At 59.9% G+C, this 25,633-nt stretch carries 27 protein-coding genes; 14 read left to right on the plus strand and 13 right to left on the minus strand.

Going from position 1 to position 25,633, the window contains the following annotated elements; translation table 11 throughout:
- Positions 1-68 precede the first annotated feature (68 nt).
- Positions 69-1,484, minus strand: a complete 1,416-nt coding sequence (locus tag ACTWLJ_RS28225) for an amino acid permease (protein WP_445179330.1) — start codon at positions 1,482-1,484, stop codon at positions 69-71.
- Between the two features lie 895 nt (positions 1,485-2,379).
- On the opposite strand from ACTWLJ_RS28225, the gene ACTWLJ_RS28230 reads away from it, so the two are divergent.
- Both ACTWLJ_RS28230 and ACTWLJ_RS28235 read left to right on the plus strand, forming a co-directional pair.
- Positions 2,380-2,517 (plus strand): hypothetical protein, encoded by a 138-nt coding sequence (locus ACTWLJ_RS28230; RefSeq protein WP_003222780.1) that lies wholly within the window; start codon positions 2,380-2,382, stop codon positions 2,515-2,517.
- A 71-nt stretch (positions 2,518-2,588) separates the two neighbouring features.
- Positions 2,589-3,554 carry a leucyl aminopeptidase gene (locus ACTWLJ_RS28235; RefSeq protein ID WP_445179331.1) on the plus strand — a complete coding sequence of 322 codons (966 nt, stop codon included), beginning with the start codon at positions 2,589-2,591 and terminating at the stop codon, positions 3,552-3,554.
- A 192-nt stretch (positions 3,555-3,746) separates the two neighbouring features.
- Here ACTWLJ_RS28235 and rluB read toward each other — a convergent pair whose 3' ends face one another.
- The 6 genes from rluB to ACTWLJ_RS28265 all read right to left on the minus strand — a co-directional run bounded on the left by rluB (position 3,747) and on the right by ACTWLJ_RS28265 (position 8,762).
- Positions 3,747-4,985, minus strand: a complete 1,239-nt coding sequence (gene rluB / locus ACTWLJ_RS28240; protein WP_445179332.1) for a 23S rRNA pseudouridine(2605) synthase RluB — start codon at positions 4,983-4,985, stop codon at positions 3,747-3,749.
- 142 nt (positions 4,986-5,127) lie between these two features.
- Positions 5,128-5,316 carry a DUF1289 domain-containing protein gene (locus ACTWLJ_RS28245; RefSeq protein ID WP_401209840.1) on the minus strand — a complete coding sequence of 63 codons (189 nt, stop codon included), beginning with the start codon at positions 5,314-5,316 and terminating at the stop codon, positions 5,128-5,130.
- A gap of 146 nt (positions 5,317-5,462) precedes the next feature.
- Entirely contained in the window at positions 5,463-6,422 is a 960-nt protein-coding gene (gene scpB / locus ACTWLJ_RS28250; protein WP_445179333.1) for an SMC-Scp complex subunit ScpB, read from the minus strand.
- 11 nt (positions 6,423-6,433) lie between these two features.
- The gene (locus ACTWLJ_RS28255) at positions 6,434-7,132 is read right to left on the minus strand and encodes a segregation and condensation protein A (protein WP_401209925.1); all 699 of its coding nucleotides are present in this window, start codon (positions 7,130-7,132) and stop codon (positions 6,434-6,436) included.
- A 123-nt stretch (positions 7,133-7,255) separates the two neighbouring features.
- Entirely contained in the window at positions 7,256-7,885 is a 630-nt protein-coding gene (locus tag ACTWLJ_RS28260; RefSeq protein ID WP_401209844.1) for an L-threonylcarbamoyladenylate synthase, read from the minus strand.
- A gap of 13 nt (positions 7,886-7,898) precedes the next feature.
- The gene (locus ACTWLJ_RS28265) at positions 7,899-8,762 is read right to left on the minus strand and encodes a PHP domain-containing protein (RefSeq protein ID WP_401209846.1); all 864 of its coding nucleotides are present in this window, start codon (positions 8,760-8,762) and stop codon (positions 7,899-7,901) included.
- Between the two features lie 87 nt (positions 8,763-8,849).
- On the opposite strand from ACTWLJ_RS28265, the gene ACTWLJ_RS28270 reads away from it, so the two are divergent.
- The 6 genes from ACTWLJ_RS28270 to ACTWLJ_RS28295 all read left to right on the plus strand — a co-directional run bounded on the left by ACTWLJ_RS28270 (position 8,850) and on the right by ACTWLJ_RS28295 (position 13,428).
- Positions 8,850-9,446, plus strand: a complete 597-nt coding sequence (locus tag ACTWLJ_RS28270; RefSeq protein WP_445179334.1) for a septation protein A — start codon at positions 8,850-8,852, stop codon at positions 9,444-9,446.
- 1 nt (position 9,447) lies between these two features.
- Positions 9,448-9,747 carry a YciI family protein gene (locus ACTWLJ_RS28275; RefSeq protein ID WP_445179335.1) on the plus strand — a complete coding sequence of 100 codons (300 nt, stop codon included), beginning with the start codon at positions 9,448-9,450 and terminating at the stop codon, positions 9,745-9,747.
- 341 nt (positions 9,748-10,088) lie between these two features.
- Positions 10,089-10,499 (plus strand): translation initiation factor 2, encoded by a 411-nt coding sequence (locus ACTWLJ_RS28280; protein ID WP_445179336.1) that lies wholly within the window; start codon positions 10,089-10,091, stop codon positions 10,497-10,499.
- 7 nt (positions 10,500-10,506) lie between these two features.
- Entirely contained in the window at positions 10,507-11,184 is a 678-nt protein-coding gene (locus ACTWLJ_RS28285) for a response regulator transcription factor (protein WP_401209855.1), read from the plus strand.
- A 229-nt stretch (positions 11,185-11,413) separates the two neighbouring features.
- Complete coding sequence (locus ACTWLJ_RS28290) at positions 11,414-11,863, plus strand: LTXXQ domain protein (protein WP_401209858.1); 450 nt, start codon at positions 11,414-11,416, stop codon at positions 11,861-11,863.
- 224 nt (positions 11,864-12,087) lie between these two features.
- The gene (locus tag ACTWLJ_RS28295; protein WP_445179337.1) at positions 12,088-13,428 is read left to right on the plus strand and encodes a sensor histidine kinase; all 1,341 of its coding nucleotides are present in this window, start codon (positions 12,088-12,090) and stop codon (positions 13,426-13,428) included.
- Positions 13,429-13,538: 110 nt separating this feature from the next.
- On the opposite strand, the gene ACTWLJ_RS28300 is transcribed toward ACTWLJ_RS28295, so the two are convergent.
- On the minus strand, positions 13,539-14,105 hold the full coding sequence (locus ACTWLJ_RS28300; RefSeq protein ID WP_445179338.1) for a nitroreductase family protein: 567 nt from the start codon (positions 14,103-14,105) through the stop codon (positions 13,539-13,541).
- 121 nt (positions 14,106-14,226) lie between these two features.
- Here ACTWLJ_RS28300 and ACTWLJ_RS28305 point away from each other — a divergent pair, with 121 nt between their 5' ends.
- Positions 14,227-15,681: a TrkH family potassium uptake protein gene (locus ACTWLJ_RS28305; RefSeq protein ID WP_401209866.1), complete on the plus strand. Its 1,455-nt coding sequence runs from the start codon at positions 14,227-14,229 to the stop codon at positions 15,679-15,681.
- Here ACTWLJ_RS28305 and ACTWLJ_RS28310 read toward each other — a convergent pair.
- The gene (locus ACTWLJ_RS28310; RefSeq protein ID WP_401209869.1) at positions 15,638-16,699 is read right to left on the minus strand and encodes an AraC family transcriptional regulator; all 1,062 of its coding nucleotides are present in this window, start codon (positions 16,697-16,699) and stop codon (positions 15,638-15,640) included. The genes ACTWLJ_RS28305 and ACTWLJ_RS28310 overlap by 44 nt on opposite strands.
- Before the next feature lie 164 nt (positions 16,700-16,863).
- Here ACTWLJ_RS28310 and ACTWLJ_RS28315 point away from each other — a divergent pair, with 164 nt between their 5' ends.
- Both ACTWLJ_RS28315 and ACTWLJ_RS28320 read left to right on the plus strand, forming a co-directional pair.
- Positions 16,864-17,175, plus strand: coding sequence for an Mpo1-like protein (locus ACTWLJ_RS28315; protein ID WP_445179339.1), 312 nt, complete (start codon positions 16,864-16,866; stop codon positions 17,173-17,175).
- Positions 17,176-17,201: 26 nt separating this feature from the next.
- Complete coding sequence (locus ACTWLJ_RS28320) at positions 17,202-17,792, plus strand: HD domain-containing protein (RefSeq protein ID WP_445179340.1); 591 nt, start codon at positions 17,202-17,204, stop codon at positions 17,790-17,792.
- A gap of 120 nt (positions 17,793-17,912) precedes the next feature.
- Here ACTWLJ_RS28320 and ACTWLJ_RS28325 read toward each other — a convergent pair whose 3' ends face one another.
- A complete protein-coding gene (locus ACTWLJ_RS28325) occupies positions 17,913-18,728 on the minus strand; it encodes a UDP-2,3-diacylglucosamine diphosphatase (RefSeq protein ID WP_445179341.1) in 816 nt (271 codons plus the stop codon).
- A 132-nt stretch (positions 18,729-18,860) separates the two neighbouring features.
- Here ACTWLJ_RS28325 and ACTWLJ_RS28330 point away from each other — a divergent pair, with 132 nt between their 5' ends.
- On the plus strand, positions 18,861-19,625 hold the full coding sequence (locus ACTWLJ_RS28330; protein ID WP_445179342.1) for an AraC family transcriptional regulator: 765 nt from the start codon (positions 18,861-18,863) through the stop codon (positions 19,623-19,625).
- 95 nt (positions 19,626-19,720) lie between these two features.
- Positions 19,721-20,614 (plus strand): DMT family transporter, encoded by an 894-nt coding sequence (locus tag ACTWLJ_RS28335; RefSeq protein ID WP_401209882.1) that lies wholly within the window; start codon positions 19,721-19,723, stop codon positions 20,612-20,614.
- Here the strand turns inward: ACTWLJ_RS28335 and ACTWLJ_RS28340 are convergent.
- Entirely contained in the window at positions 20,608-20,895 is a 288-nt protein-coding gene (locus ACTWLJ_RS28340; protein ID WP_401209884.1) for a SelT/SelW/SelH family protein, read from the minus strand. The genes ACTWLJ_RS28335 and ACTWLJ_RS28340 overlap by 7 nt on opposite strands.
- A gap of 72 nt (positions 20,896-20,967) precedes the next feature.
- Between ACTWLJ_RS28340 and ACTWLJ_RS28345 the strand changes: the two genes are divergently transcribed.
- Entirely contained in the window at positions 20,968-23,157 is a 2,190-nt protein-coding gene (locus ACTWLJ_RS28345; protein ID WP_445179343.1) for a patatin-like phospholipase family protein, read from the plus strand.
- 149 nt (positions 23,158-23,306) lie between these two features.
- Here ACTWLJ_RS28345 and ACTWLJ_RS28350 read toward each other — a convergent pair whose 3' ends face one another.
- Positions 23,307-25,070 carry a FimV/HubP family polar landmark protein gene (locus tag ACTWLJ_RS28350; RefSeq protein ID WP_445179344.1) on the minus strand — a complete coding sequence of 588 codons (1,764 nt, stop codon included), beginning with the start codon at positions 25,068-25,070 and terminating at the stop codon, positions 23,307-23,309.
- Positions 25,071-25,197: 127 nt separating this feature from the next.
- Positions 25,198-25,632 (minus strand): MarR family transcriptional regulator, encoded by a 435-nt coding sequence (locus ACTWLJ_RS28355; protein WP_401209893.1) that lies wholly within the window; start codon positions 25,630-25,632, stop codon positions 25,198-25,200.
- Position 25,633 lies beyond the last annotated feature (1 nt).

Raw genomic sequence — 25,633 nt, forward strand, 5'->3', positions numbered from 1 at the left:
GGACCACAGAGTTTTCGCACACAAAAAACCCGGCACTCAGACCGGGTTTGTTGTTTCTGCAGTAGCACTTACTTCGTAGGCGCTGCCTGCAACGCGTGCTGGGCACTGCGCTTGTTCTTGATCACGTAGCAGACCCACATGAACACGACCCACACCGGAATCGCGTAAACGGAAATCTTGATGCCCGGGATCAGCAGCATCACGCCGAGAATGAACGCGACGAACGCCAGGCAGATGTAGTTGCCGTACGGGTACCACAACGCCTTGAACAGCGGCGTCTGGTTGGTCTTGTTCATGTGCTGGCGGAACTTGAAATGCGAGAAGCTGATCATCGCCCAGTTGATCACCAGCGTGGCAACCACCAGCGACATCAGCAGTTCCAGCGCGCTGTGCGGGATCAGGTAGTTCAACAGCACGGCAATCAGCGTCACCGCTGCCGAGGCCAGGATCGAACGCACCGGCACGCCGCGCTTGTCGATCTTCGCCAGACCTTTCGGTGCATCGCCCTGTTCGGCCATACCCAGGAGCATACGGCTGTTGCAGTAGGTGCCGCTGTTGTACACCGACAGTGCCGCGGTCAGGACCACGAAGTTCAGAATGTGCGCAGCGGTGTTGCTGCCGAGCATCGAGAACACTTGCACGAACGGGCTGCCGCTGTACGAATCGCCGGAGGCGTTCAGGGTTTCCAGCAAGCTGTCCCATGGGGTCAGCGACAGCAAAATCACCAGAGCACCGATGTAGAAAATCAGAATCCGGTAGATCACCTGGTTGATCGCTTTCGGGATCACGGTTTTCGGCTTGTCGGCTTCAGCAGCGGTGAAACCGAGCATCTCCAGACCGCCGAAGGAGAACATGATGATCGCCATGGCCATCACCAGACCGCTGACGCCATTCGGGAAGAACCCGCCGTGCGCCCAAAGGTTGCTGACCGAGGCTTGCGGGCCGCCGTTGCCGCTGACCAGCAGATAACTGCCGAGCGCGATCATGCCGACAATCGCCACGACCTTGATGATCGCGAACCAGAATTCGGCTTCACCGAAGACCTTGACGTTGGCCAGGTTGATCGCGTTGATCAACACGAAGAAGGCAGCCGCCGAGACCCAGGTCGGAATGTCCGGCGCCCAGTAGTGGATGTACTTGCCGACCGCAGTCAGCTCCGACATACCTACCAGAATGTACAGAATCCAGCAGTTCCAGCCCGACAGGAAGCCGGCAAAGCCGCCCCAGTACTTGTGCGCGAAATGGCTGAAGGAACCGGCCACCGGCTCTTCGACGATCATCTCGCCGAGCTGGCGCATGATCATGAAGGCGATGAAGCCGCAGATGGCGTAGCCGAGGATCATCGACGGGCCGGCGGATTTCAGAACCCCGGCCGAGCCGAGGAACAATCCGGTACCGATCGCGCCACCGAGGGCGATCAGTTGAATATGGCGATTTTTCAGGCCGCGTTTCAGCTCGCCTGATTGCGAGTTTTGTCCACTCATGAAAAAGGTCTCACGCAAGGTTTGATGATGTTCAGTAGACGTTGCTGCAAGGTTGCGATTTCAGGCAGCCCCGATCAAACCCCAGCGCAGGCACCAGGAGTTCAGCTCAATTACAACGGTCATGCGTCACCTGTTTGTTTTTATCTGTGACGAAATCGAACCCGGCACGCTTATGACGCGACGGAGTGAACAAGGCGGATAGCCTTGAGGTTTGCGCGATTACGCAGAGGGTCACAGTTAAAACGCGGCGCATTGTACACCGCTAACCCCCTGCTGCCAGACATCACTGGATCAGCGTTGTCGGTGGCCGGGATTGCGTGTGTCCGCCTCGAGAAGCCCGGGCGGCTGCAAAAATTGAGTCAGGCCTTTGCAGGCCATCGACGGGGACGATGGAAAAACCGCCCCACGGAGAGAGATGGAGATCAGTCACGGCGTTCATTGCGCCTCCTTCTTGTTATGCACCTGCACGACAGGCATGAGGCGCATCTCACCCTTCAAACGTGTCTGAAACAAGCGCGCCAGAGCCTTGCGCAGCGCCCGGCCGGTCTGGCCTCGGCAGCTTTTCCTTACACCGCCGAAACCGAGGGCAATTCACTAGGCTTTACCGGGCTTTTCGTAAACCTTTCTTTACGATGCGTAACGTAAATTTTCCACTATAGAAAATTCCGCAGGACGTCTGCAAATTGACGGTAGCAAGCTTGCTATCGAAAACTCGCCGGTAGTTTTTTGTTTTTAAATAAGAAAATTCAAACGCCAAAACAGAATAAAAAGTGCATTTAAAAATTAAATAAATAATTTTTTGCAATACAAAACTCCCTGAACTAGGTTCTTCACGTCTCGCCGGCCGCCTCGACCGGCAAGTCATAACCGTGAAAGTCATCTAGGAGATCGACCCATGCAAGCACTGGAAAAAGACTTGGATACCGAACTGCAACTGGACGAATGGTTTGAAGCACCGACTCATGAGGCAGCAGTGGAAATGATGCAAGCCGACGCGGTCGTTCCGTTCGGCACAGCGATGTGGCCTCTGTAAGACATCCCCGGGCGGGCACGATCCGGCCGGTCGTGCCCGCCGCTTTTTTCTCGGTCAGTCAGGGAGGACTCATGGATAAGCCCCGCGCGATCTCGCATTTCCTTTACTACCTCGAACATCACCCAGCCCTGGCCGGTATCGAGTCCGCCAGGGTTTTGCTCGGCCACACCGCCGACTATGAGGCACTGACCGGCGCCATCGCCGAGCAGGCCGGCGACCATCCGCGTTTTCAGTTCAGCAGCCGACGCCTGGATCTGGAAAGCACCGCAACGCTGACCTCGGCGATTACCGACAGCGACCTGTACATTTTCTTCTACGACTCTTCCACCCTGCCCAACCCGCGCCCCGACGGGCCGGAGTTCGTCCGTGCCTTGCAAGGCGTGATGGCGGAAAACTGGAAGAAGTCGCTACTGTTCAAGGATTACGGCGACTATTTCTATGACACCTTCAGCGTCACGCCGCAGCGCATCGCCGGGCTCAACGCGCATCTGATCCAGCGCATGTCCCAGGCCACCACGCTGAGCTTCACCGATGACCACGGCTCGCGGTTTGAAACGCCGATGAGCAGTATCAAGAAGTGGACCGACATCAACGGTGTCGGCAACTTCGACCTGGCGCCCGGGGAGATTGCCACTCACAGCGAAGCCATCAATGGCCATGTGAAATTCAAGGGCACGTTCCTCAGCACCATTCCGTTTGCGCGCAAGTACGGCGTGCTCGAATCACCGCTGGAACTGTGGATCGAAAACTCGACCATCAGCCGCATCGCCACCGATGTGCCGGGGCTGGAGCACGACTTCAACAAGTACCTGGACGCGAACCCGTCGAATCGGCGGATTGAAGAACTGGGGATTGGCACCAACGAAGGCGTGAAGGACCTGTATGCGCGCAATGCCGGTTTCGAAGAGCGCCATTGCGGCCTGCACCTGGGGCTCGGCGGTGGGGCCAAGGGCAGTCATCATCTGGATTTGATCTTCTCTGGCGGGGTGTTGGCGCTGGATGACAAACCCGTGTTTGATGGGCGGTTTGTGCTTTAGATGGAAATGGATGGTGCTGCTTCTGGCCACATCGCGGGCAAGCCCGCTCCCACAGGTTTTGTGAGCACCGCCAATCAATGTGGGAGCTGGCTTGCCAGCGATGAGGCTCGCTCAGACGCTAAATAACTTTTACCAGACGAAAAAAAACGCCAACCCTGAGGTTGGCGTTTTTCATTCAGACGCTAAAGCCGATCACTCAGGCTTGCGACGCCCGAAGCCCGGACGCTGGCCGGAACCCGACGGTGCGCCACGGCGGTTGCCCGATGGCTTGTCGCCGTCGACCAGTTTGATCCCCGGACGCTTCGGCGCAGGTTTTGCCGGGCGCTTGCCGCTAGTGTCAGCAGGACGATCCGCAACCGGCGTACCGCGACCTGCTGGAGCACCACGGCCTTCGCCGCGCTCGGTGCGACCGTTGGCCGGACGCGGAGTGCGTGGACCGCGCTCGCCATCCGGACGTGCAGCTGGCTTGCGACCTGGACGCTCGCCTTCGATCTGCGGCTCACGGCTTGGACGCGGGCCGGCGGATGGAGCACCCGCGGCTGGACGCAGGGTACGCACGCGCTCGGTCTTGGCCATTGGGCGCGACGATTTACGCTGCATGCGCTCAAGCTTGTCTTTGCTCTTGGCGTTCAGTTGCGGCATGGCCACTGGGGTCAGGCCAACTTCAGCACTGAGAATGTCGACTTCGTACTGGCTCATTTCGCGCCAGCGGCCCATCGGCAGGTCGGAGTTGAGGAACACCGGACCGAAACGCACGCGCTTCAGGCGGCTGACCACCAGACCTTGCGATTCCCACAGACGACGAACCTCACGGTTACGACCTTCCATCACCACGCAGTGATACCAGTGGTTGAAGCCTTCGCCACCCGGAGCCTGCTTGATGTCGGTGAACTTGGCCGGGCCGTCTTCCAGCACCACGCCAGCCTTCAGACGTTCGATCATTTCGTCATCGACTTCACCGCGTACACGCACGGCGTACTCGCGGTCCATCTCGTAGGACGGGTGCATCAGACGGTTGGCCAGTTCACCGTCGGTGGTGAACATCAGCAAACCGGTGGTGTTGATGTCGAGACGACCGATGTTGATCCAGCGGCCTTCTTTCGGACGCGGCAACTTGTCGAACACGGTCGGACGGCCTTCCGGGTCGTCACGGGTGCAGATCTCGCCATCGGGCTTGTTGTACATGATCACGCGGCGAACCGACTCGGCGGCTTCTTCGCGCTTGATGACCTTGCCATCGATGGTGATTGCGTCGTGCATGTCGACACGCAGGCCGAGGGTGGCGTCTTTGCCATTGACCTTGATGCGGCCCTGGCTGATCCAGGATTCCACGTCACGGCGCGAGCCGACGCCGATACGGGCGAGGACTTTCTGCAGCTTTTCGCCTGCTGGGCCGATTTCCTGGTCGTCTTTCTGAATGATGTCGCTCATCTGGGCACCTCCCGGTGTGGTCTGTTCAGGCGGCGCCTGAAGCATAGAAAACTGTGTTTTCGGGCGAAGGATCGCCGAAGGGTCGCGAATCATACGCTCATGCGCACGTTCGCGCATCAGAGACTAGCTGATGGGGGCAAGCTTATTTTTTCCGCCGACCAGTGGCGCCGAGTTTGATCAGACGCATTGCGGCTTCGGCCAGCACGGTGCGCTTGTCGTCCTTGTCGAGTTTCTTCCAGGCGCGGATCTCGCGTTTGCTGCGGCCGCAGCCGATGCAGATGTCATCGCTGAACTTGCAGAGGCTGATGCAGGGGTCTTTTGTGGAACTCATCTAATACTCCAGAAACCCAAATCGCCCTTGTGGGAGCTAGCCTGCTAGCGATTGCGGTGGTTCAGTCATCCTGATGCTGAATATCTGACCGCTATCGCCAGCAGGCTGGCTCCCACAGGGGGTCATCTGTGCTCATGAGACCGTACTCAGTCGTCGAACTCGCGGCGTTCGGCTTCGATGGCTTCGGCCAGTGCGCGGGCTTCGGCTTCTTCTTCGGTTTCTTCGGCTTCAGGCGCGGACTGTTCGAGGGCGGCGACGGCGGCCAGGAGTTTTTCCCGAGCTTCGGCTACGCCCAGGACATCATCTTCTAATTCAGGTTCTGGTTCTGGTTCTGGTTCTGGCTCAGCTTCAGGCAGCGGCGCTTCAACTGGCTGCGCCTCACCGTCCGCCACATCACGCAGCAGATCGTCGAAGTCGGTCTTGATCCCCTCCTCCATGCTGTCCAGTTCCAGCAACAGCGTATGGAAACTGGTCTCGTCCTTGGGCTCTTCCGGCTCGGCGCTGGCATCAGCCAGTTCTTGCAGGCTGGCCGGCACCGGGGCGTCGTCGAAGTCGAGCACCGGGTCGGTTTCCATCTCGCGCAGTTCGGCGAGCGGCGGCAGGTCGTCGAGGTTTTTCAGGTTGAAGTGGTCGAGAAACGCCTTGGTGGTGGCGAACATCGCCGGTTTGCCCGGCACGTCGCGGTAACCGACGATGCGAATCCACTCACGCTCGATCAGGGTTTTGACGATGTTGCTGTTGACCGCCACGCCCCGCACGTCTTCGATCTCGCCGCGAGTGATCGGCTGGCGATAGGCGATCAGCGCGATGGTTTCCAGCAATGCCCGGGAATAACGCTGCGGACGTTCTTCCCACAGTCGACCAACCCACGGCGAAAACTTTTCGCGGATCTGCAGGCGATAGCCCGAGGCGACTTCCTTGAGCTCGAACGCCCGGCCGTCGCAGGACTTGGCCAGCAGCGTCAGTGCCTTCTTGAAAACCGGCGGCTCCGGCCGTTCGCCCTCTTCGAACAGTTCAAACAGGCGCTCAAGGGATTGCGGTTTTCCCGAGGCCAACAGAAAGGCTTCAAGCAGGGGCGCCAGCTCGCGGGGTTCAGTCAGGTTCATGTTTCGACTCGTTATTCGGCTCGGGCTCGCACGTGGATCGCAGCGAACGGCTCATTCTGCACCAGCTCGACCAAGGATTCCTTGACCAGCTCAAGGATTGCCATAAAGGTCACCACCACGCCGAGCCTGCCTTCCTCGGCAGTGAACAGCTCGACAAACGGCACAAAACCGCCGCCCTTGAGCCGCTCCAGCACATCACTCATGCGCTCGCGGGTCGACAGTGCCTCGCGGCTGACCTGATGGCTTTCGAACATATCGCCACGGCGCAACACCTCGGCCATGGACATCAAAATCTCTTCCAGCGCGACATCGGGCAACAGTTTGCGCGCCCGGGCTTCCGGGGCATCAAGCTTGGGCACCACGACGTCGCGGCCCACCCGCGTCAGACCATCGATGCCTTCGGCGGCAGCCTTGAAGCGCTCGTATTCCTGCAAGCGGCGGATCAGCTCGGCACGCGGGTCGTCTTCTTCGTCTTCGACGGTTTCGGCCCGAGGCAGGAGCATCCGCGACTTGATCTCGGCCAGCATCGCGGCCATCACAAGATACTCGGCCGCCAGCTCCAGACGCACCGATTGCATCAACTCGACATACCCCATGTACTGGCGAGTGATTTCCGCCACCGGGATGTCGAGGATGTTGATGTTCTGTTTACGGATCAGGTACAGCAGCAGGTCGAGCGGGCCTTCGAAGGCTTCAAGAAAGACTTCCAGCGCATCCGGCGGGATGTACAGGTCGAGCGGCATTTCCATGACCGCCTGGCCATAGACCATGGCAAACGGCAGCTCCTGCTGAGCGCCGGCCTGGGGATCGACTACGGTTTCCACTGCCGACATTCAGGCCTCGACCATGAACGGGGTCGGATCGCCGCAACCGACGCGGACTACTTCCGGGTCTTCGCCGGTCAGATCGATCACGGTAGAGGCTTTGATGCCGCCGAAACCGCCGTCGATGATCAAGTCCACTTGATGTTCGAGCAATTGACGCATTTCGTACGGATCGCTGAGCGGGTCTTCATCGCCGGGCATGATCAGGGTCACGCTCATCAGCGGCTCGCCCAGTTCGGCCAGCAGCGCCAGCGCGATCGGATGGCTTGGCACGCGCAGACCGATGGTGCGTTTCTTCGGATGCAGCAACAGTCGCGGCACTTCGCGGGTGGCGTTGAGAATAAAGGTGTAAGGCCCCGGCAAATGCGCCTTGAGAATGCGGAAGGTGCCGGTGTCGATCTTGGCGTAGTTACCCAGTTGCGACAGGTCGCTGCAGATCAACGCGAAGTTGTGCTTTTCATCGAGCTGACGCAAGCGTCGAACGCGCTCGATGGCGGTCTTGTCGCCGATCTGGCAACCAATCGCGTAGGAGGAGTCCGTGGGATAAATCACCACCCCGCCCTTGCGGATGATCTCGACCGCCTGTTTGATCAGGCGCGCTTGCGGGTTTTCCGGATGTATCTGGAAAAATTGACTCACATTTTCTACCTGTTCAGACGGCGGCAATATCTGTGTCATGTTTGAACCGACACCACAGGGGCGGCAGGTCCTCAGGGAGCGGCCGGTACTGGCCAATCTCCGACCAGCCTCCAGGGCCATGAAAATCACTGCCGGCGCTGACCAGCAGACCGAACTCACGGGCAAGGATTGCCAGGCTGCCCACCTGTTCCGCAGGCTGAAAGCCATTGACCACTTCGATCGCATGCCCGCCCGCTTGAATATAGTCGCCAATCAGCTTTCGGCGCTTGCTGCGGGTGAAATCGTAGTGCCACGGATGCGCCAGACTGACCCAGGCTCCAGCGGCGCGCAGCGTGCCGACGGTGTCTTCGAGGGTCGGCCAGTGTTGCTTGACGTCACCCAGCTTGCCCGCGCCGAGCCATTTGCGGAACGCCTCGGCGCGATCCTTTACAAAGCCTTCACGCACCATCCAGTCGGCGAAGTGCGGACGGGCCGGCGCATTGCCGCTGTCGCCCAGTTCCTGCTGGATCTGCCGGGCGCCTTCGAGGGCGCCGGGCATGCCTTTGAGCGCGAGCTTGCGGCTTATTTCTTCCGACCGCAGCCAGCGGCCATCGTGCAATCTGGCGATGGCCTCGACCAACGGTGCGGCGTTGACGTCGAAACCGTAGCCCAGCACATGAATGGTCGCCCCGCCCCAAGTGCAGGACAATTCGACGCCGTTGACCAGTTGCATCCCCAGTTCGATGGCGGTTGCCCGCGCTTCGGCGAGGCCTTCGAGGGTGTCGTGATCGGTCAGGGCCAGGACTCGCACGCCGTTCTCGAACGCACGCGCAACCAGTACCGCAGGCGCAAGAGCGCCATCGGAGGCCGTGCTATGGCAGTGCAAATCAACATTCACGGAGATATGTAACCTCAAATCAGCTGACGCTATCGCGCGCCCGTATGTTTGTTATTATGCCGCCACATCCAGCTTCTGGCTCTCACTGTGAAACAATTCATCGATTTCATTCCGCTTCTGCTGTTTTTCATTGTTTACAAACTTGATCCACGGGTCGTCGACATTGCCGGCCACGAACTGACTGTAGGCGGTATTTACAGCGCCACTGCCATGCTGATCATCAGCTCCCTGGTGGTGTACGGCGCACTGTTCATCAAGCAACGCAGGCTGGAAAAGAGCCAATGGCTGACTTTGGTCGCCTGTCTCGTGTTCGGCAGCCTGACTTTGGCCTTCCACAGTGAAACCTTCCTGAAATGGAAAGCCCCGGTGGTCAACTGGCTATTCGCACTGGCGTTCATCGGCAGCCACTTCATCGGTGATCGCCTGCTGATCAAACGCATCATGGGCCACGCGCTGACCCTGCCGGACCCGGTCTGGACGCGTCTGAACATCGCCTGGATCGGCTTTTTCCTGTTCTGCGGTGCCGCCAACCTGTTCGTTGCCTTTACCTTCCAGAGCATCTGGGTGGATTTCAAGGTGTTCGGCAGTCTGGGCATGACCGTACTGTTCCTGGTCGCACAGGGCATTTACCTGTCCCGTCACCTGCATGACACCGATACCACAACACCAAAAACCGAGGACTGACATGCTCTACGCAATCATTGCCACCGACGTCGCCAACTCTCTGGACGCCCGCCTGGCCGCCCGGCCTGCCCACCTTGAGCGCCTGCAAGTGCTCAAGGGCGAAGGCCGCATCGTATTGGCCGGCCCACACCCGGCCGTCGACAGCAATGATCCGGGCGCTGCGGGTTTCACTGGCAGCCTGATCGTTGCCGAGTTCGATTCCCTGAGCGCCGCGCAAGCCTGGGCCGATGCTGATCCCTATATCGCCGCTGGTGTGTACGCCAACGTGCTCGTGAAGCCGTTCAAGCAAGTCCTGCCGTAAGCCTGAAACTCGGGCCGTACGGGATTTCTGACAAAGAGCTTTTCTGTGGCAGGCAGATTATGTGGTGAGGGGATTTATCCCCGTTGGGTTGCGCAGCAGCCCCAGAATCATTGAACGCGGTGTGCATGCCTCACCGAGCTTGAAGATTTACGACTGCTGCGCAGCCGAACGGGGATAAATCCCCTCGCCACAAAGTCATCTACACCACAGAATCATCTGCGCCACAAACAAGTCTGCTCCCCTGCACTGAACCTTCCTGGTTCTTGCTGCTCTCAATCGCTCATTATTCTCGTTTGCCTGCCGACAACCTGCCCAATATCCATTTGGAAGCAGGTGTCGCGATGCGCAAGGGTCCGTTGTGTCTGATGTTGGTCACGTTGTCGATCATGGCGCCCGCCCATGGTGAAGAAAGCACCGAAGGCGGCAATTCCACGCCATTGTCCTTGAGTGCTGGCAGCCAGATCACCGAGTTGCAGCAACGCCTGAAGGCCAGCGAGCAGCAACGGGAAGAATTGAACAAACAACTGCAAAGTGCCGACAACGAACGCGAAAGCGCTCAGCTCGCCCGGTTGCGCCAGGAGAACCAGCGTCTGAAGCTGCAACTCAAGGAAGCCCAGGCCAGCCCGCTCCCGCGTTTGCTGACCGATCAGCAGCAATGGTTCGTCACTGGCGCCGGAGTTGCGCTATTGGCCCTGCTCTGCGGTATCTTTGCCAGTGGAGCAAGTCGAAAACGTCGACAATGGCTAAATTGAGTGAGTCATGAGCGAGCTGTTACTGATTGATGATGATGTGGAGCTCTGCGAGCTCCTGAGCAGTTGGCTGAGCCAGGAAGGCTTTCAGGTGCGCGCCTGCCACGACGGCCAGAGCGCCCGCAAGGCATTGGCTGAAGCGGCGCCCGCCGCCGTGGTGCTGGACGTGATGCTGCCCGATGGCAGCGGCCTTGAACTGCTCAAGCAATTGCGCAACGACCACCCGGACCTGCCGGTGCTGATGCTCTCGGCCCGGGGCGAGCCGCTGGACCGCATCCTCGGTCTGGAACTGGGCGCCGATGATTATCTGGCGAAACCCTGCGACCCTCGCGAGCTTACCGCCCGCCTGCGCGCGGTGTTGCGCCGCAGTCATCCGGCAGCGGCATCGACGCAGCTTGAACTGGGCGACCTGATTTTCAGCCCGGTGCGCGGCGTAGTCAGCATCGACGAAAAAGAACTGACCCTCACCGTCTCCGAAAGTCGCCTGCTCGAAGCATTGCTCAAGCAACCGGGCGAGCCGCTGGACAAGCAGGAGCTGGCGCAGATCGCCCTCGGTCGCAAGCTGACCCTGTACGACCGCAGCCTCGACATGCACGTCAGCAACCTGCGCAAGAAGATCGGCCCCCACCCCGACGGCCGCCCACGCATCGTCGCCCTGCGCAGCCGCGGCTACTACTACAGCCTCTGAACCGCCCACACTCACTGTAAGAGCTGCGGCACGCTGCGATCTTTTGATCTTGCTTTAATAAACAAAATCAAAAGATCGCAGCGAGCCGCAGCTCCTGCACAGGGCCAACGTAAGGTTGGGCGCAAAACGTCTTTACCCAAGCTTTACGTACCGCTGACCGCCGCTGACCTTGATCTCCGTAATCTGAACTCATCCGGAACGTACCGGGAACGAGACAAGGAGATTCACCATGCGCAAGACTCTTATCGCTCTGATGTTCGCTGCCGCTCTGCCAACCGTCGCAATGGCCATGCCGCAAGATGGCGGCCCTATGGGTGGCCCGATGGACGGAGCGCGCCACGGCGGTCAGATGCAGGGCATGCACGGCAAAGGCCCGTACAGCCAACTCGACCTGTCCCGCGAACAGCGCGAGCAGATCCGCAAGATCATGGGCGAGCAGATGCATGAGCGTCGCCAACTGGTCGACAAGTACCTGGAAAAACTCTCGCCGGCTGACCAGAAAGCCATGAAGGACGAGATGACCGCCAAGCACCAGAAAGCCCAGGCAGATGTGCGCGCAGTGCTGAAACCGGATCAACAGAAGAAATTCGACGAGATCCAGAAAAAACAGGCTGAGCGTCGCGCCGAATGGGCAGAGTTCAAAGCCTGGAAAGCGCAACAGCCACAAAAAGCGCAATAATGCAGTAACCCCGAACCCGACGGCTAACCAGCGTCGGGTTTGCCTTTGTGGCGAGGGGATTTATCCCCGTTGGGTCGCGCAGCGGCCCCAAAACCTGCGATTGCGGAACATCAGAAATATCGCGCGCAATGGTTTAGCGACTGCTTCACAGTCGAGCGGGGATAAATCCCCTCGCCACAGGAGCCCATTCCAACATGGGGCTTTTGTTTGATTGAGGATTTTCTGTGCGTTCATTGTTCTGGCGTATTCTCGCGAGCTTCTGGCTGGCCATTGCATTGGTGGCCGGGTTGTCGATCCTGCTCGGGCACATGCTCAATCAGGACGCGTGGATACTCAGTCGCCATCCGGGCCTCAACACCCTGGCCGCTGAATGGACGCAAACCTACGAAAGCCAGGGCGAAGACGCCGCCCAGGACATCCTCCAACAACGCAAACGCCAATATCACATCGACGTCCAGGTGCTCAACGAAAGCGGCGACCCGGTGGTACGCGGCACTTTCCCGCGCCGCGCCGCAGCCTTCGAAGCCCGCCAGAACAACGATGACCGCCGCCTGCCTTGGCGACGCCTGACCGATGAGTTCACCAGCGACAAAACCGGTGACACCTATCTGTTCATCTTCCGCATCCCGCACCCGGAACTCGACGCCTGGCACCGCGACAGCCTGCTCTGGCCGTTGAGTGCGCTGGGTATCGCGCTGGTGGTGCTGACCTTGTTCAGCCTGCTGGTGACTTTCTCCATCACCCGCCCACTCAGCCGTTTACGTGGCGCGGTGCATGATCTGGGACAGACCACCTATCAGCAGAACAGCCTGGCGAAACTGGCTAACCGCCGCGACGAATTCGGCGTACTGGCCACCGACTTCAACCGCATGGGTGCGCGCCTGCAAAGTCTGATCGGCAGCCAGCGCCAATTATTGCGCGACGTGTCCCACGAACTGCGCTCGCCGCTGGCCCGTCTGCGCATCGCCCTCGCATTGGCGGAACGCGCCAACCCCGAGGAACGGGAAAAACTCTGGCCGCGCCTGACCCGCGAGTGTGATCGGCTGGAAGCATTGATCAGTGAAATTCTGGTACTGGCGCGGGTCGATGCCGACAACGCCAGCGCCGAAGACGTGGACTTGAATGCACTGCTCGGCACGCTGCAAAAGGATGCACAGCTTGGCTCGCCGGAGCAGACCGTGCGCCTTGAAGTCGAACAGCATCTGAATCTGACCGGTTGGCCGACGATGATCGAGCGCGCCGTCGATAACCTGCTGCGCAACGCGCAACGCTTCAACCCGGTCGGACAGGCGATCGAAATGCAGGCGGCGCGGCAAGGTGAGCGCGTGGTGGTGAGCGTGCGCGACCATGGGCCGGGCGTTCAGGCCGAGCATCTGAGTCAGTTGGGCGAGCCGTTTTATCGGGCGCCGGGGCAGACAGCTGCGGGGCATGGCCTTGGACTGGCGATTGCCCGGCGGGCGGCGGAGCGGCATGGCGGGACGCTGGTGCTGGCGAATCATCCTGAGGGCGGGTTTATCGCCAGTCTGGAATTGCCGCTTGTACCCGGAGTTGTGGTTTCACCATAAACAAAATGTGGGAGCGAGCCTGCTCGCGAATGCGGTGTGTCAGTCAATGAAAATCACAACTGACACTCCCTCTTCGCGAGCAGGCTCACTCCTACAGTTGATTGGTGAGATCAGGCCTTCGCGGGCCAGGCGCTGACGAACTCGGCCAGATCAACCTTCTCCGCCACACGCGGTTCTTTCTGCGGCGTGCCGAGGTACAGGAACGCAATCACTTCCTCGCCCTCTGCCAGCCCCAAGCCCTTGGCCACAGTCGGCGAATAAGCCAGATCACCGGTGCGCCACACCGCGCCAATCCCCTGCGCATACGCCGCCAGCAAAATCCCGTGCGCCGCACAGCCAGCCGCCAGCAGTTGCTCGGCCTTCGGATATTTGACGTGTTCCTGAAGTTTGGCGATCACCACAACCACCAACGGTGCTCGCAACGGGCCGTTACGCGCCTTGTCGATCATCGCTTCGGTGACTTCGCCTTCCTGCAGCTTCGCAGCTTCAGCCAGCAATTCGCCCATCTGCTCGCGCGCCGCGCCTTCGACGGTCAGGAAGCGATACGGCTGCAAATGCCCGTGATCCGGCGCACGCGTGGCCGCCGCAAACAGGACTTCGCGCTGTTCGGCGCTAGGCGCCGGGTCGATCAGTCGTGGAACGGAAACACGGTTGAGCAAAGCGTCGAGAGCCTGCATCGGCCACCTCCTGAAAAATTTGTGCGGCTATTCTAGCTGTATCTGTCGTCAGCATGCCGGTTTACATGCCCCGCCTCGCGGGTAGAATGGCGCCCTTCCCACATCAGCCCGAGCGGACTTCATGGCGTTGCCGACCTTACGGATTATTGGTTTCATCATCGGCATCTTCCTGATCACCCTGGCTATCGCCATGGTCGTGCCCATGGCCACCCTGGTGATTTTCGACCGCACCGGCGACATGCCGTCGTTCCTCTGGGCGAGCATGATCACCTTCGTCGCCGGCCTCGCGCTGGTGATTCCCGGCAGACCCGAACACATTCACCTGCGCCCGCGCGACATGTACCTGCTGACCGTCAGCAGTTGGCTGGTGGTGTGTATTTTCGCCGCGCTGCCGTTTCTGCTGACCCAGCACATCAGCTACACCGACTCTTTCTTCGAAAGCATGTCCGGCATCACCGCGACCGGTTCGACTGTATTGAGCGGGCTCGACACCATGTCGCCGGGCATCCTGATCTGGCGCTCGCTGTTGCACTGGCTTGGCGGCATCGGCTTCATCGGCATGGCGGTAGCGATTCTGCCGCTGCTGCGAATCGGTGGCATGCGCCTGTTCCAGACCGAATCCTCGGACCGCTCCGAGAAAGTCATGCCGCGCTCGCACATGGTGGCGCGGCTGATTGTGGCAGCGTATGTCGGCATCACCATTCTCGGCAGTCTGGCGTTCTGGTGGGCCGGAATGAGCCCGTTCGATGCGATCAACCACGCGATGTCGGCGATTTCTACCGGCGGTTTCTCGACCTCCGACCAGTCGCTGGCCAAGTGGACGCAACCGGCGGTGCATTGGGTCGCGGTCGTTGTGATGATCCTCGGCAGCCTGCCGTTCACCCTGTACGTGGCGACGATGCGCGGCAACCGTAAAGCGCTGCTCAAGGATCAGCAGGTGCAAGGTTTGCTCGGCATGTTGCTGGTGACCTGGCTGGTGCTCGGCACCTGGTATTGGTGGACGACCAATCTGCATTGGCTCGACGCCCTGCGCCATGTGGCGCTGAACGTGACCTCGGTGGTGACCACCACCGGTTTTGCCCTCGGCGACTACAGCTTGTGGGGCAATTTCTCGCTGATGCTGTTCTTTTATCTGGGTTTTGTCGGCGGCTGTTCCGGCTCGACGGCGGGCGGGATCAAGATCTTCCGTTTCCAGGTCGCCTACATCCTGCTCAAGGCCAACCTTAATCAGTTGATTCACCCGCGTGCGGTGATCAAGCAGAAGTACAACGGTCATCGACTCGACGAAGAAATCGTCCGCTCGATTCTGACCTTTTCGTTCTTCTTCGCCATCACCATCTGCGTGATCGCCCTGCTGCTGTCGTTGCTGGGCGTGGACTGGATGACTGCGCTGACCGGCGCCGCCAGCACCGTGTCCGGTGTCGGCCCGGGTCTTGGCGAGACCATTGGCCCGGCTGGCAACTTCGCCACGCTGCCGGATGCGGCGAAATGGATTCTGTCGTTCGGCATGCTGCTCGGCCGACTGGAGATCATTACCGTGTTTGTGCTGTGTATTCCGGCATTTTGGCGTCATTGACAGCAGCCGGCGCCTGCAACAGCCGCGCCCGGTAATCGCCGGGCGTGGTGTCAAACCAGCGACGAAACGCGCGAAAGAAGTTACTCGGGTCAGCAAATCCCAACAGGTAGGCGATTTCCAGCAAGGTCATGCTCGGTTGCGCCAGATATTGCTCGGCCAGTTCACGACGCGTGTCATCGAGCAGTTGCTGAAAGCTGGTGCCCTCCTCCTGCAAACGCCGCTGCAAAGTGCGCTGCGACAAGTGCAGGGTCTGCGCCACGGTATCGCGCTTGGGTTCGCCTTGTGGCAGCAAGCGACACAGCACCTGCCGCGCCTTGTGGGTCACACGACTCTCGGAAAACCGCGCCAGATATTCCCCGGCAAACCGGTCATGCAACAGCGCCATCGCCTCATTGGCGGTCGGCAACGGCGCCTCCATGTCTTCGCGCTCGAAAATCAGCGCGTCGTATGGCGCGTTGAACACCAGCGGCGCATGAAAGGCCTGTTTGTAGGGTTCAAGATTCTCCGGTTCATCGCCCTGCACCAGCACTTTGCGCGGGTGCAACGTGCGTCCGGTCAACCAGCCGCACAGGCCCAAGGCACAAGCCAGCGAAGCCTCGGCACTTTGCCGGGTCGGTGGCAGATGATCGCCGTGTACGGTCAGGATCAGCGCATAACCTTCGTCGAGCAGCCGAAAACTCAGGTCGGCGCTTTCGGCGATGATCCGCTGATAACGCACCAGCCGCTGAAAACCTTCGGCCAGCGTATTGCTCGACATCAGCGCATAGCCGGCGACATGGAACGAGGCCGGTCGCACCACTTTGCCCATGTTCAGGCCAATCGCCGGATTGCCGGACAGCTCGACCGCCCGCTGCCAGAGCCGGGTCATGGAATCTTGCGGGAAGCGCGCGTCCGGATCGGTGAGAGCCGCGTAATCGAGCCCCAACTGCTTGAACAGAACCCGGCAATCCAGGCCGTCCATCTCCAGTGCTTTGACAATCCCCATCGCCCAGCTTGCAGAAGTCGTTCGTTCGCTCATGGCGTTTTTCTTTTACATGATGGGTCGCATACCACGGCCCTGTTTGCGAAGGATACTAAAGTGGCGCCCATTGTCACTGGCTGATGCCAGTCTTCACTCTAGACTCAAATAAGCTACCCGCAGAACAACTTGTCACCAGAACAATAACCACAGAGAACGCGGTCGTGGAAAACATCAGACATTTCAACAGCTTCGCTGAGTTCTACCCGTATTACCTCAGCGAACACAGCAACAGTACTTGCCGACGATTGCACTTCATCGGCACCTCACTGGTGATTTTCATTCTGGCGATGACCATCGCCAACGGCGCCTGGCTGCTGTTGCTGGCCTTGCCGCTGGCCGGTTACAGCTTTGCATGGGTCGGGCACTTCTTCTTTGAAAAGAACCGCCCGGCAACTTTCCAGCATCCGTTGTACAGCCTGCTGGGTGACTTCGTCATGTACCGCGACATGATCCTCGGTCGTGTGGGGTTCTGAAAAACAAGAAACAACGAGGATGGCCGATGAATGCCAATGCCCGCTTCACTCACATGAAGGATGGCACGCAGGAAGACTGGGCGATCATCGCCGCAGATTTCAGCGCCTACGCCAAGCAACTTTCATCACGAATCGTCACGCACCTGAAATTGCTCGAAGGGGATTTCGGTGGTTTCCCGGTGGACCGGCTGACTCACTCGCTACAAACCGCGAGCCGCGCCTTTCGTGATGGCCGTGATGAGGAATACGTGGTCTGCGCGCTGTTGCACGACATCGGTGACACACTGGGTTCGTATAATCACCCGGACATCGCGGCGGCGATTCTCAAGCCGTTCGTCAATGCTGAAAACTTGTGGATGGTCGAAAAGCACGGGATTTTTCAGGGTTATTACTTCTTTCATCACCTGGGCATGGATCGGCATTTGCGCGAGCAATTCAGTGACCATCCGCAGTATCAGGCGACCATCGAGTTCTGTGCCAAATACGATGCGGCGGCGTTTGATCCGTCCTACGACACCCTGCCGCTGAGCTTTTTCGAGCCGATGCTGGAGCGCTTGTTTTCCCAGCCGAAGAACTCGATCTACAAGGCTGCGATGGAAGAACACGCCCCGGCTTGAGAAACCCCGAATCATTGTGGGAGCGAGCTTGCTCGCGAAAGCGGTGTGTCAGGCAATGAAATGGTGAATGTGCCGACGCTTTCGCGAGCAAGCTCGCTCCCACAGGGGATCTGCTGGTGTTCAGGCGAGTTCGGCGACTTTGGCGGCCTTTAGCTCAGCCGCCAGCGCCTGCGCATCCGCCAGCCGATACAGCTCGATCGTGCCGTCCCAGTGCTCGATCAGCGCCGTGCACGACTCCACCCAGTCCCCGCAATTGAGGTAATCCACCTCGCCGACCTTGCGGATCTCGGCATGGTGAATGTGCCCGCAGACCACGCCATGCAGCTCACGCTTGACGCATTCATGGGCGATGGCTTCTTCAAAGTCGCTGATAAAGCTCACCGCAGTCTTCACCTTGTGTTTCAGGTACGCCGACAGCGACCAGTAGCCGTAACCGTAGCGGGCGCGCCAGTGATTGAGCCAGCGGTTGAGGGTCAAGGTGAACTCGTAAGCCGAATCGCCGAGAAAGGCCAGCCAGCGGTGATAACGGGTAATCACATCAAACTGATCGCCGTGAATCACCAGCAGATGCCGGCCATCGGCGGTGACATGCACAGCCTCGTCGACCAACTGGATGTTGCCCAGAATCAGTTTCGAATAGCGCCGCAGAAACTCGTCGTGGTTGCCGGTGACATAAATCACCTCGGTACCGCGCTTGCTCATGGTCAGCAAGCGGCGGATCACATTGGTGTGCGCCTGCGGCCAGTACATGCCGCCGCGCAGCTTCCAGCCGTCGATGATGTCGCCGACCAGATAGATCTTGTCGGTGTGATAGCCCTTGAGAAACTGCGACAGATGTTCGGCCTGGCAATCCCGGGTGCCCAGATGCACATCGGAAATCCACAAGGTACGCACCCGTTGTTTGCGGCTGGGTTTGGCGAGCTCGGCGCTGGTCATGGGCAACCCTCTGCGATGTTTTCGCCAGCATGCTCGCGGCCGGTTAATCGACCATGACAAGCGCAAGTCAGTCCTGTGACAACGCATCCCGAGTCCGCCGGTGTAGACTGACGCCCTGCCCGGAGACCCGCCATGCGACCGATCCTTACCCTGCGCCAATACACTCGCGACCTGATCGCCCACAGCCACGACCACCCGCAACTGGTGTTCGGCCTGTCCGGCGCGCTGGATTTCGAGGTCGAAGGCGTAGGCAGCCAGGTTCGTCAGCAGAGCTTCGTGGTGATTCCGGGCGGCGCGCATCACGCGTGTGGCAGTGCCGATGGCAGCCGTTGTCTGGTGCTCGACGTACCGGATGAACAATGGATTTCCCGCTCGCTTGGCGAGCATGCCGATGCCAGCCTGCGATTGCTAGACACCCCGTCGCGTCTGGCGCTGGATGCAGGGCAAAGCCAACTGGTCAGTTGGCTGGCGAACAGCCCGGTCAACGATCCGCTGATTGCCCAGCAAGGCGCGGTGTTGTTGCTCGCCAGCCTGAATCACGCCCGCCCAGCCGAACTCGGCGCCCGTCGCCTGCCCTATGCGGCGCTGGATGCGCACATTGAGCAATACGCTGCGTATCCATTGCAGGTCGCCGATCTGGCGCGGATCGCCGGGCTGTCCACGGCGCGACTGCATGCACGGTTTGTCGCCGAATGCGGGCAGACACCGATGGACTATATCCGCAGCCGGCGCCTGCATCTGGCAATGCAAATGCTGGGCGAAACCGCGTTGCCCATCGGTGAAGTGGCGGATCGGGTCGGCTACAGTTCGCAGAGTGCGTTTTCGGCTGCGGTGCTGCGCGAATTCGGCGCCTCGCCCGGGCAACTGCGCCGCGAGCTGCGCGACAAAACACGATAGCCTGCCGACAGATTTGTATCGCCGCACACGCTTAAATACAGGAGCTGCCGAAGGTTGCTCCTGTATTTGAGATTGTGTCTGGATTAAGGATTGTGATGACTCCGCGTACCGCCCTTGGCGCCTTGCATATCGGCGCGTTGATGTTCGGCCTGACCGGTGTGTTCGGCAAACTCGCTGCCGCGTCGCCGGCAGTGATTGTCTTTGGCCGAGCCGCTTTCGCGGTGCTGGCGCTGGCGTTTTTCGCTCGTTTCGCCAGTCAGAGCGGCTGGCAGAAACTGCAAGCGGTCGATTGGCGGCGACTGGCCCTCAGCGGCGTGCTGTTGGCCGGGCACTGGGTGAGTTTTTTCATTGCGGTGAAAGTCGCCGGGGTGGCCATCGCGACACTCGGCTTTGCCAGTTTCCCGGCGTTCACGGTGATTCTCGAAGGGCTGATCTTCCGCGAACGCATCCGCGCCAACGAAATTCTGCTGGTGGTGTTGGTCAGCGTCGGTTTGGTGCTGGTGACCCCGGCCTTCGATCTGGCCAGCGGCGCTACCACCGGTTTGCTCTGGGCGGTGCTGTCCGGTCTGCTGTTTGCGCTGCTGTCGCTGACCAACCGCGCCAGTTCCGGGCGCATCCCGGCGGTGCAAGCGGCGCTGTGCCAAAACGTGGTGGTCGCGTTGTGCCTGCTGCCGGTGGCGGCGCCGCAACTGAGTGAAGTGCGCGCGCTGGACTGGTTGTGGATCGGCCTGCTCGGGGTGTTCTGCACTGGCGTCGCGCACAGCCTGTTCGTCGCCAGCCTGGCGGTGATCAAGGCGCGCACCGCCGCCGTGGTGTTTGCGATGGAACCGGTTTACGGCATTACCATGGCGTGGCTGCTGTTCGATGAAAACCCAACGTTACGCATGCTGATCGGCGGCGCCTTGATCATCGTCGCCATCGTGGTATCGAGCCGGATGTCAGGCAATGCCAGCAAAAAAGCAGTCGCTGCCGAAGCCGCCTCTCACTGAGTGCGGTCGTTGTGGCCGAGGTCGCGAGCAGGATCGATCTGATCGCGCACTCGCTGCTTGAGCACTTTGGCCTCGGGAAAACCGCCGTCAGCCTTACGCTCCCAGATCGGCACCGCGTCGCAGGTGATGTGAAACACCCCGCCGGTGCCGGGCACCAGAGACACTTTTCCCAGGTCATCGCCAAAGGTGCTGAGCAACTCCTGCGCCAGCCACGCGGCGCGCAGCAACCACTGACATTGGGTGCAATAAGTGATGACGATTTCCGGTTTTGTTACGGTCATGATCGCTGAAACTCCTGAGGCAGAGGGGCGCCGCTATAATAGCCGGCTTTATCGCTTGCCCCGAGACTCACCATGCACCGTTTGTTGTTCTGCCTGCTGCTAGGTCTGCTGCCATTTTTTGCTCATGCCGACGAAACCTCGCGACCGAAAGTCGGCCTCGTGCTGTCCGGCGGTGCCGCTCGTGGGCTGGCGCACATCGGTGTGCTCAAGGCACTCGAAGAGCAAGGCATCAAGATCGACGCGATTGCCGGCACCAGCATGGGTGCGGTGGTCGGCGGCCTGTATGCCTCGGGCTACAAGATCGATGAGCTGGAAAAACTCGCGCTGAACATCGACTGGCAACAAGCTCTGTCGGATGCGCCGCCCCGTGAAGACGTGCCGTTTCGCCGCAAACAGGATGACCGCGATTTTCTGGTGAAACAGAAACTCAGCTTTCGCGACGACGGCAGCCTCGGTCTGCCCATCGGGGTGATTCAGGGTCAGAACCTCTCGCTGCTGCTGGAAAGCCTGCTGGCCCACACCAGCGACACTCGTGACTTCGACAAACTGCCGATCCCCTTCCGCGCCGTGGCCACCGACATCGCCAGTGGCGAAAAAGTGGTGTTCCGTAAAGGTCATCTGCCGCAGGTGATCCGCGCCAGCATGTCGATCCCGGCAGTGTTTGCGCCGGTCGAACTCGATGGCCGGTTGCTGGTGGACGGTGGCATGACCGACAACATCCCGCTCGATGTGGCCCGGGAAATGGGGGTCGATATCGCCATCGTGGTCGATATCGGTACGCCGCTGCGCAATCGCAAGCAACTGACCACCGTGGTCGATGTGCTGAACCAGTCGATCACCCTGATGACCCGGCGCAACTCCGAAGAGCAACTGGCAGCCCTGCACCCCGATGACGTGCTGATCCAGCCGGCGCTGGCGAGTTTCGGTGTCACCGATTTCGGTAAAGCGCAGGAGATGATCGATGCCGGTTACCGCGCCACGAAAGTTCTAGATGCCCGCCTCGCCCGGCTCAAACCTGCCGAGTTTCAGGACGCCGAACTCAACGCCGCCCGGGCACCGGGGCAACGCACGCCGATCATCACCGCAATCAAGGTCGAGAACGACTCGAAAGTGGGTGACGATGTCATCCGCTACTACATCCGCCAACACATCGGCGAGCCGCTGGACCTGGGCCGTTTGCACTCGGACATGGGCACCCTGTACGGTCTCGATTACTTCGAACAAGTGCAATACCGCGTGGTGCACAAGGGCCAGGATCACACCTTGGTGATCAGCGCCCGGGGCAAGCGTAGCGGTACGGATTATCTGCGAGTCGGGTTGAATCTGTCGGACGACATGCGCGGCGACAGCGCCTTCAACCTCGGTGCCAGTTATCGGGTCAACGGCATCAACCGCCTCGGCGCCGAATGGCTGACGCGGGCGCAGATCGGCGATAAACAGGAACTCTACACCGAGTTCTATCAGCCACTGGACGTCGGTTCGCGCTACTTCATCGCGCCGTATGCGGCGTTCGAAGCACAGAACGTCGAGTCGATACTGGATAACGATCCGATCGCGCAGTACCGCGTCGAACGCTACGGTTTCGGCCTCAACGTCGGCCGGCAGATCGGCAACAGCGGCGAAGTACGCTTCGGTGTCGGCGAAGCCTGGGGCAAGGCTGATGTACGGATCGGCGATCAGGATCTGCCGAGCGAAAACTTCAACGAAGGTTTCTACACGCTGAAGTATTCGTTCGATTCGCTGGACAACGTTTACTTCCCGCACGAAGGCAAGGACATCAGCCTGACGTTTCTGCAATTCGATCCAAGCCTCGGGTCGGACACGCGTTATCGCCAGTGGGAGTTCAAGGCAGACAAAGCCATGAGCAGTGGCCCGGACACGCTGATTCTTGGCGGGCGCTACGGGCGCACGCTGGACGATGCCAATGTGGTGACGTCGAGCTTCCTGCTGGGCGGCGCAAGGCAATTGTCGGGCTTTCGCGAAGATGCGATCTCCGGACAAAACATCAGCCTGATGCGCGCCGTGTACTACCGCCGACTGACACCGCGTTCGTACCTGCCGCTGGACTTCCCGCTATATGCCGGCGCTTCGCTGGAGCGTGGCCGGGCGTGGAACAACGATAACGAGTTCGACAGCGGCTACATCAATGCGGCGAGCGTGTTCGTCGGCTTCGACACGCCGTTGGGGCCGTTGAACTTCACGTACGGTTTGAATGATGCGAATGAGCAGGCGGTTTATCTGAATCTTGGACAGACGTTCTGAATGGAGTGAAACCTCAAGGATGATGGTGGCTGAAAGTCAGTCTTCGCGGGCAAGCCCGCTCCTACAGTTTTTGTGTACACCACAAACCACTGTGGGAGCGGGCTTGCCCGCGAAGAGGCCAGTAAAACCAGCGCAAGATATCGTTCAGTTCAACGAATCCCGGCCAACAACGTCCGCGCCGTCTGCCGCAGCGGCTCATCACCGTCCTTGAGCAATTCATTGAGCAAGGCAATCGCGCTGTCGATGTCGCCGTCGTCAATGCAGGTTTGCGCCTGTTCAAGCTTTCCGGCATTCGCCTCATCCACCGGATCAGATGTCAGCGGCGCCAACTCCAGCGTCTGACCGATATCACCGAATTCATTAAGGAAGTCATCATCCAGCGGTGGTGTCTCGGCGTCAGCGATCCATTCCAGCTCGGACTCTTGCGCCAATTCGCCGGTCGGGTTATCAGGCAGCTCGAAATCCACCGGCAACACTTCCAGACTGGAGCCCAGGGCCGACACGTCAGCCGACGACTCGGCGGTGGCAGGCTTGCTGTCCTCCAGATCCCAACTGGAATCCATCGACAGCTGATCCAGATTCAACTCGAAATCCGTGTCCGCTGCGGGTTGCACCGCAGTGACGGCGGCGACAGGAACGATCGGTAATACTGGCACGGCTGTGACGAGTTTCGGATGTCGGGTACGAATGTCCCGCAATTGCCGCTCATCAACACCCAGATTGCGCAGATGACTTTCCTGCTCGTCAAACGCGCCACTGGCACCTTGGCGCCCGAGAACCTCCAGCAGTTGCAGGCCGAGATCAATGCGCTCGGGCTCTTTGTGCAACGCATCGCGCAACAGGCCGAGTGCTTCGCCAAGTCGCCCATACGCCAGATAAATCCCTACCGCTTCGAGCACGTCGCCGTTTGTCGGTTCATCACGATGCATGGCGACTGCGCTTGAACTGGTGGCATCAGCCGTTTCGGGCTCATCAGTCGTCGACTCATTGGCCAGCGGCAGAACCGGCAGTGTTTCGTCCTGTGCTGGCTGGCGCTGGCGACGGAGCCAAAACCCCGTTGCAAGTAACCCCAACAGCACCAGCAAACCGCCGAGCAGGGGCCAGTTCGGGCCTTCATCGGAGGCCTCGACCGGCGCGGCAACCGGGGTCGGCACTGCCGGGCTGATGGCTGGCGGCGTTTTTTGCAATTCCATCAAGCGCTCTTGCAGATCACTCGCCTGCTTTTTGCCATCGGCGATCAGCGTCTGCTGCTCCCGCACTTTCGCATTCAGTTCATCGATGGTTTTCTGCATCTGCTGGTTTGCCAGCACACTGGCTGCCAATTGCTCGGCCAGAGCATCGTTGGCGGGCGTGGCGGCAGGCGGTGGCACTGGCGCGGCAGGCAAAGAGTCGCGTTTGCCTTGAGCCGCCGTTACCGGCGCGGCGGGCTCGACAGACGGGAAGCCAGAGGATTGTGGGCGCGGATCAGGCTCGACCGTGGAAGGGACGATACCCGGAGAGCCCGGAGGATCGATCAGCACCGTGTATTCGCGCAGCAAGCGGCCATTGGGCTGATTGAGCTGCACCAGAAAATTCAGGAAAGGTTCGTTGACCGGTTTGCTGGAGGTCACGCGGATCAGTTGACTACTGCCACGCAGGATCGGGGTGAACTTGAGGTCGTTGAGAAAGAACACCCGCTCGACCCCGGCCCGGCCGAACTCATCCGGCGTGGCCAGGCTGACGGACAGTTCGCTTTCGCTGAGACCACCGACATCCACCAGCGCGATATCGGCCTTGAGCGGCTGATTGAGCGCTGAATGAATGGTGATATCACCCAGCCCCAATGCCAGCGACCAGCTCGAATAACTGAGTACACCTGCGACCAGCAGCCATTTGGCGTAACCGCGCAGTACCACGTGCCGACTTGCGAGCATGAGCATCCCTTAAATAAGCAAAACCGGTTTCTATGCGTTCGCACATCCGGTACGAACACGATATTGCCCAGTAGTTCTTATAGTCTGCTCTGCGCGATCTCTCAAAAAACCGGCGTGTGGTTATGCCTCAAGATTTTTCGAGATTGGCCAGAATGTGCCCGTGAACCCGCATGCACACCTTCATATCCGCCTCATCGACGCCTTCGAACAGCTCAAGGCGCAGTTGCGCGGCAATGGTTTCAATTTGTTCGATCAACGGCAGGGCTGGCGCACAGAGGACGATTTTTTTCGCTCGACGGTCTTCCATCACGGACTGGCGTTGCACCAGACCCTGGCCTTCCAGACTATCGAGCAAGCGTGCGAGGGTCGGCCCTTCGACGCCGACGCTTTGCGCCAGTTCACGTTGGGTCGGGGCTTCTTCGAAGCGCGCCAGATGCAGCAGCACCAACCAGCGCGCCTGGGACAAGCCCAGCCCGGCGAGGCGGCGATCCAGTTCGGCACGCCAGCCACGAGACATCTGGGCCAACTGCATGCCAAAACGGTGTTGATCGGTTAACGGCATA

It is taken from the genome of Pseudomonas sp. McL0111 (assembly GCF_052567255.1).

What these genes read in the sequence shown, in the direction of transcription:
- ACTWLJ_RS28225 (WP_445179330.1), bottom strand. Translation starts at nt 1,484, where the DNA reads ATGAGTGGACAAAACTCGCAATCAGGCGAGCTGAAACGCGGCCTGAAA.
- ACTWLJ_RS28230 (WP_003222780.1), top strand. Translation starts at nt 2,380, where the DNA reads ATGCAAGCACTGGAAAAAGACTTGGATACCGAACTGCAACTGGACGAA.
- ACTWLJ_RS28235 (WP_445179331.1), top strand. Translation starts at nt 2,589, where the DNA reads ATGGATAAGCCCCGCGCGATCTCGCATTTCCTTTACTACCTCGAACAT.
- rluB (WP_445179332.1), bottom strand. Translation starts at nt 4,985, where the DNA reads ATGAGCGACATCATTCAGAAAGACGACCAGGAAATCGGCCCAGCAGGC.
- ACTWLJ_RS28245 (WP_401209840.1), bottom strand. Translation starts at nt 5,316, where the DNA reads ATGAGTTCCACAAAAGACCCCTGCATCAGCCTCTGCAAGTTCAGCGAT.
- scpB (WP_445179333.1), bottom strand. Translation starts at nt 6,422, where the DNA reads ATGAACCTGACTGAACCCCGCGAGCTGGCGCCCCTGCTTGAAGCCTTT.
- ACTWLJ_RS28275 (WP_445179335.1), top strand. Translation starts at nt 9,448, where the DNA reads ATGCTCTACGCAATCATTGCCACCGACGTCGCCAACTCTCTGGACGCC.
- ACTWLJ_RS28280 (WP_445179336.1), top strand. Translation starts at nt 10,089, where the DNA reads ATGCGCAAGGGTCCGTTGTGTCTGATGTTGGTCACGTTGTCGATCATG.
- ACTWLJ_RS28285 (WP_401209855.1), top strand. Translation starts at nt 10,507, where the DNA reads ATGAGCGAGCTGTTACTGATTGATGATGATGTGGAGCTCTGCGAGCTC.
- ACTWLJ_RS28290 (WP_401209858.1), top strand. Translation starts at nt 11,414, where the DNA reads ATGCGCAAGACTCTTATCGCTCTGATGTTCGCTGCCGCTCTGCCAACC.
- ACTWLJ_RS28300 (WP_445179338.1), bottom strand. Translation starts at nt 14,105, where the DNA reads ATGCAGGCTCTCGACGCTTTGCTCAACCGTGTTTCCGTTCCACGACTG.
- ACTWLJ_RS28305 (WP_401209866.1), top strand. Translation starts at nt 14,227, where the DNA reads ATGGCGTTGCCGACCTTACGGATTATTGGTTTCATCATCGGCATCTTC.
- ACTWLJ_RS28310 (WP_401209869.1), bottom strand. Translation starts at nt 16,699, where the DNA reads ATGAGCGAACGAACGACTTCTGCAAGCTGGGCGATGGGGATTGTCAAA.
- ACTWLJ_RS28320 (WP_445179340.1), top strand. Translation starts at nt 17,202, where the DNA reads ATGAATGCCAATGCCCGCTTCACTCACATGAAGGATGGCACGCAGGAA.
- ACTWLJ_RS28325 (WP_445179341.1), bottom strand. Translation starts at nt 18,728, where the DNA reads ATGACCAGCGCCGAGCTCGCCAAACCCAGCCGCAAACAACGGGTGCGT.
- ACTWLJ_RS28330 (WP_445179342.1), top strand. Translation starts at nt 18,861, where the DNA reads ATGCGACCGATCCTTACCCTGCGCCAATACACTCGCGACCTGATCGCC.
- ACTWLJ_RS28335 (WP_401209882.1), top strand. Translation starts at nt 19,721, where the DNA reads ATGACTCCGCGTACCGCCCTTGGCGCCTTGCATATCGGCGCGTTGATG.
- ACTWLJ_RS28340 (WP_401209884.1), bottom strand. Translation starts at nt 20,895, where the DNA reads ATGACCGTAACAAAACCGGAAATCGTCATCACTTATTGCACCCAATGT.
- ACTWLJ_RS28345 (WP_445179343.1), top strand. Translation starts at nt 20,968, where the DNA reads ATGCACCGTTTGTTGTTCTGCCTGCTGCTAGGTCTGCTGCCATTTTTT.
- ACTWLJ_RS28350 (WP_445179344.1), bottom strand. Translation starts at nt 25,070, where the DNA reads ATGCTCGCAAGTCGGCACGTGGTACTGCGCGGTTACGCCAAATGGCTG.
- ACTWLJ_RS28355 (WP_401209893.1), bottom strand. Translation starts at nt 25,632, where the DNA reads ATGCCGTTAACCGATCAACACCGTTTTGGCATGCAGTTGGCCCAGATG.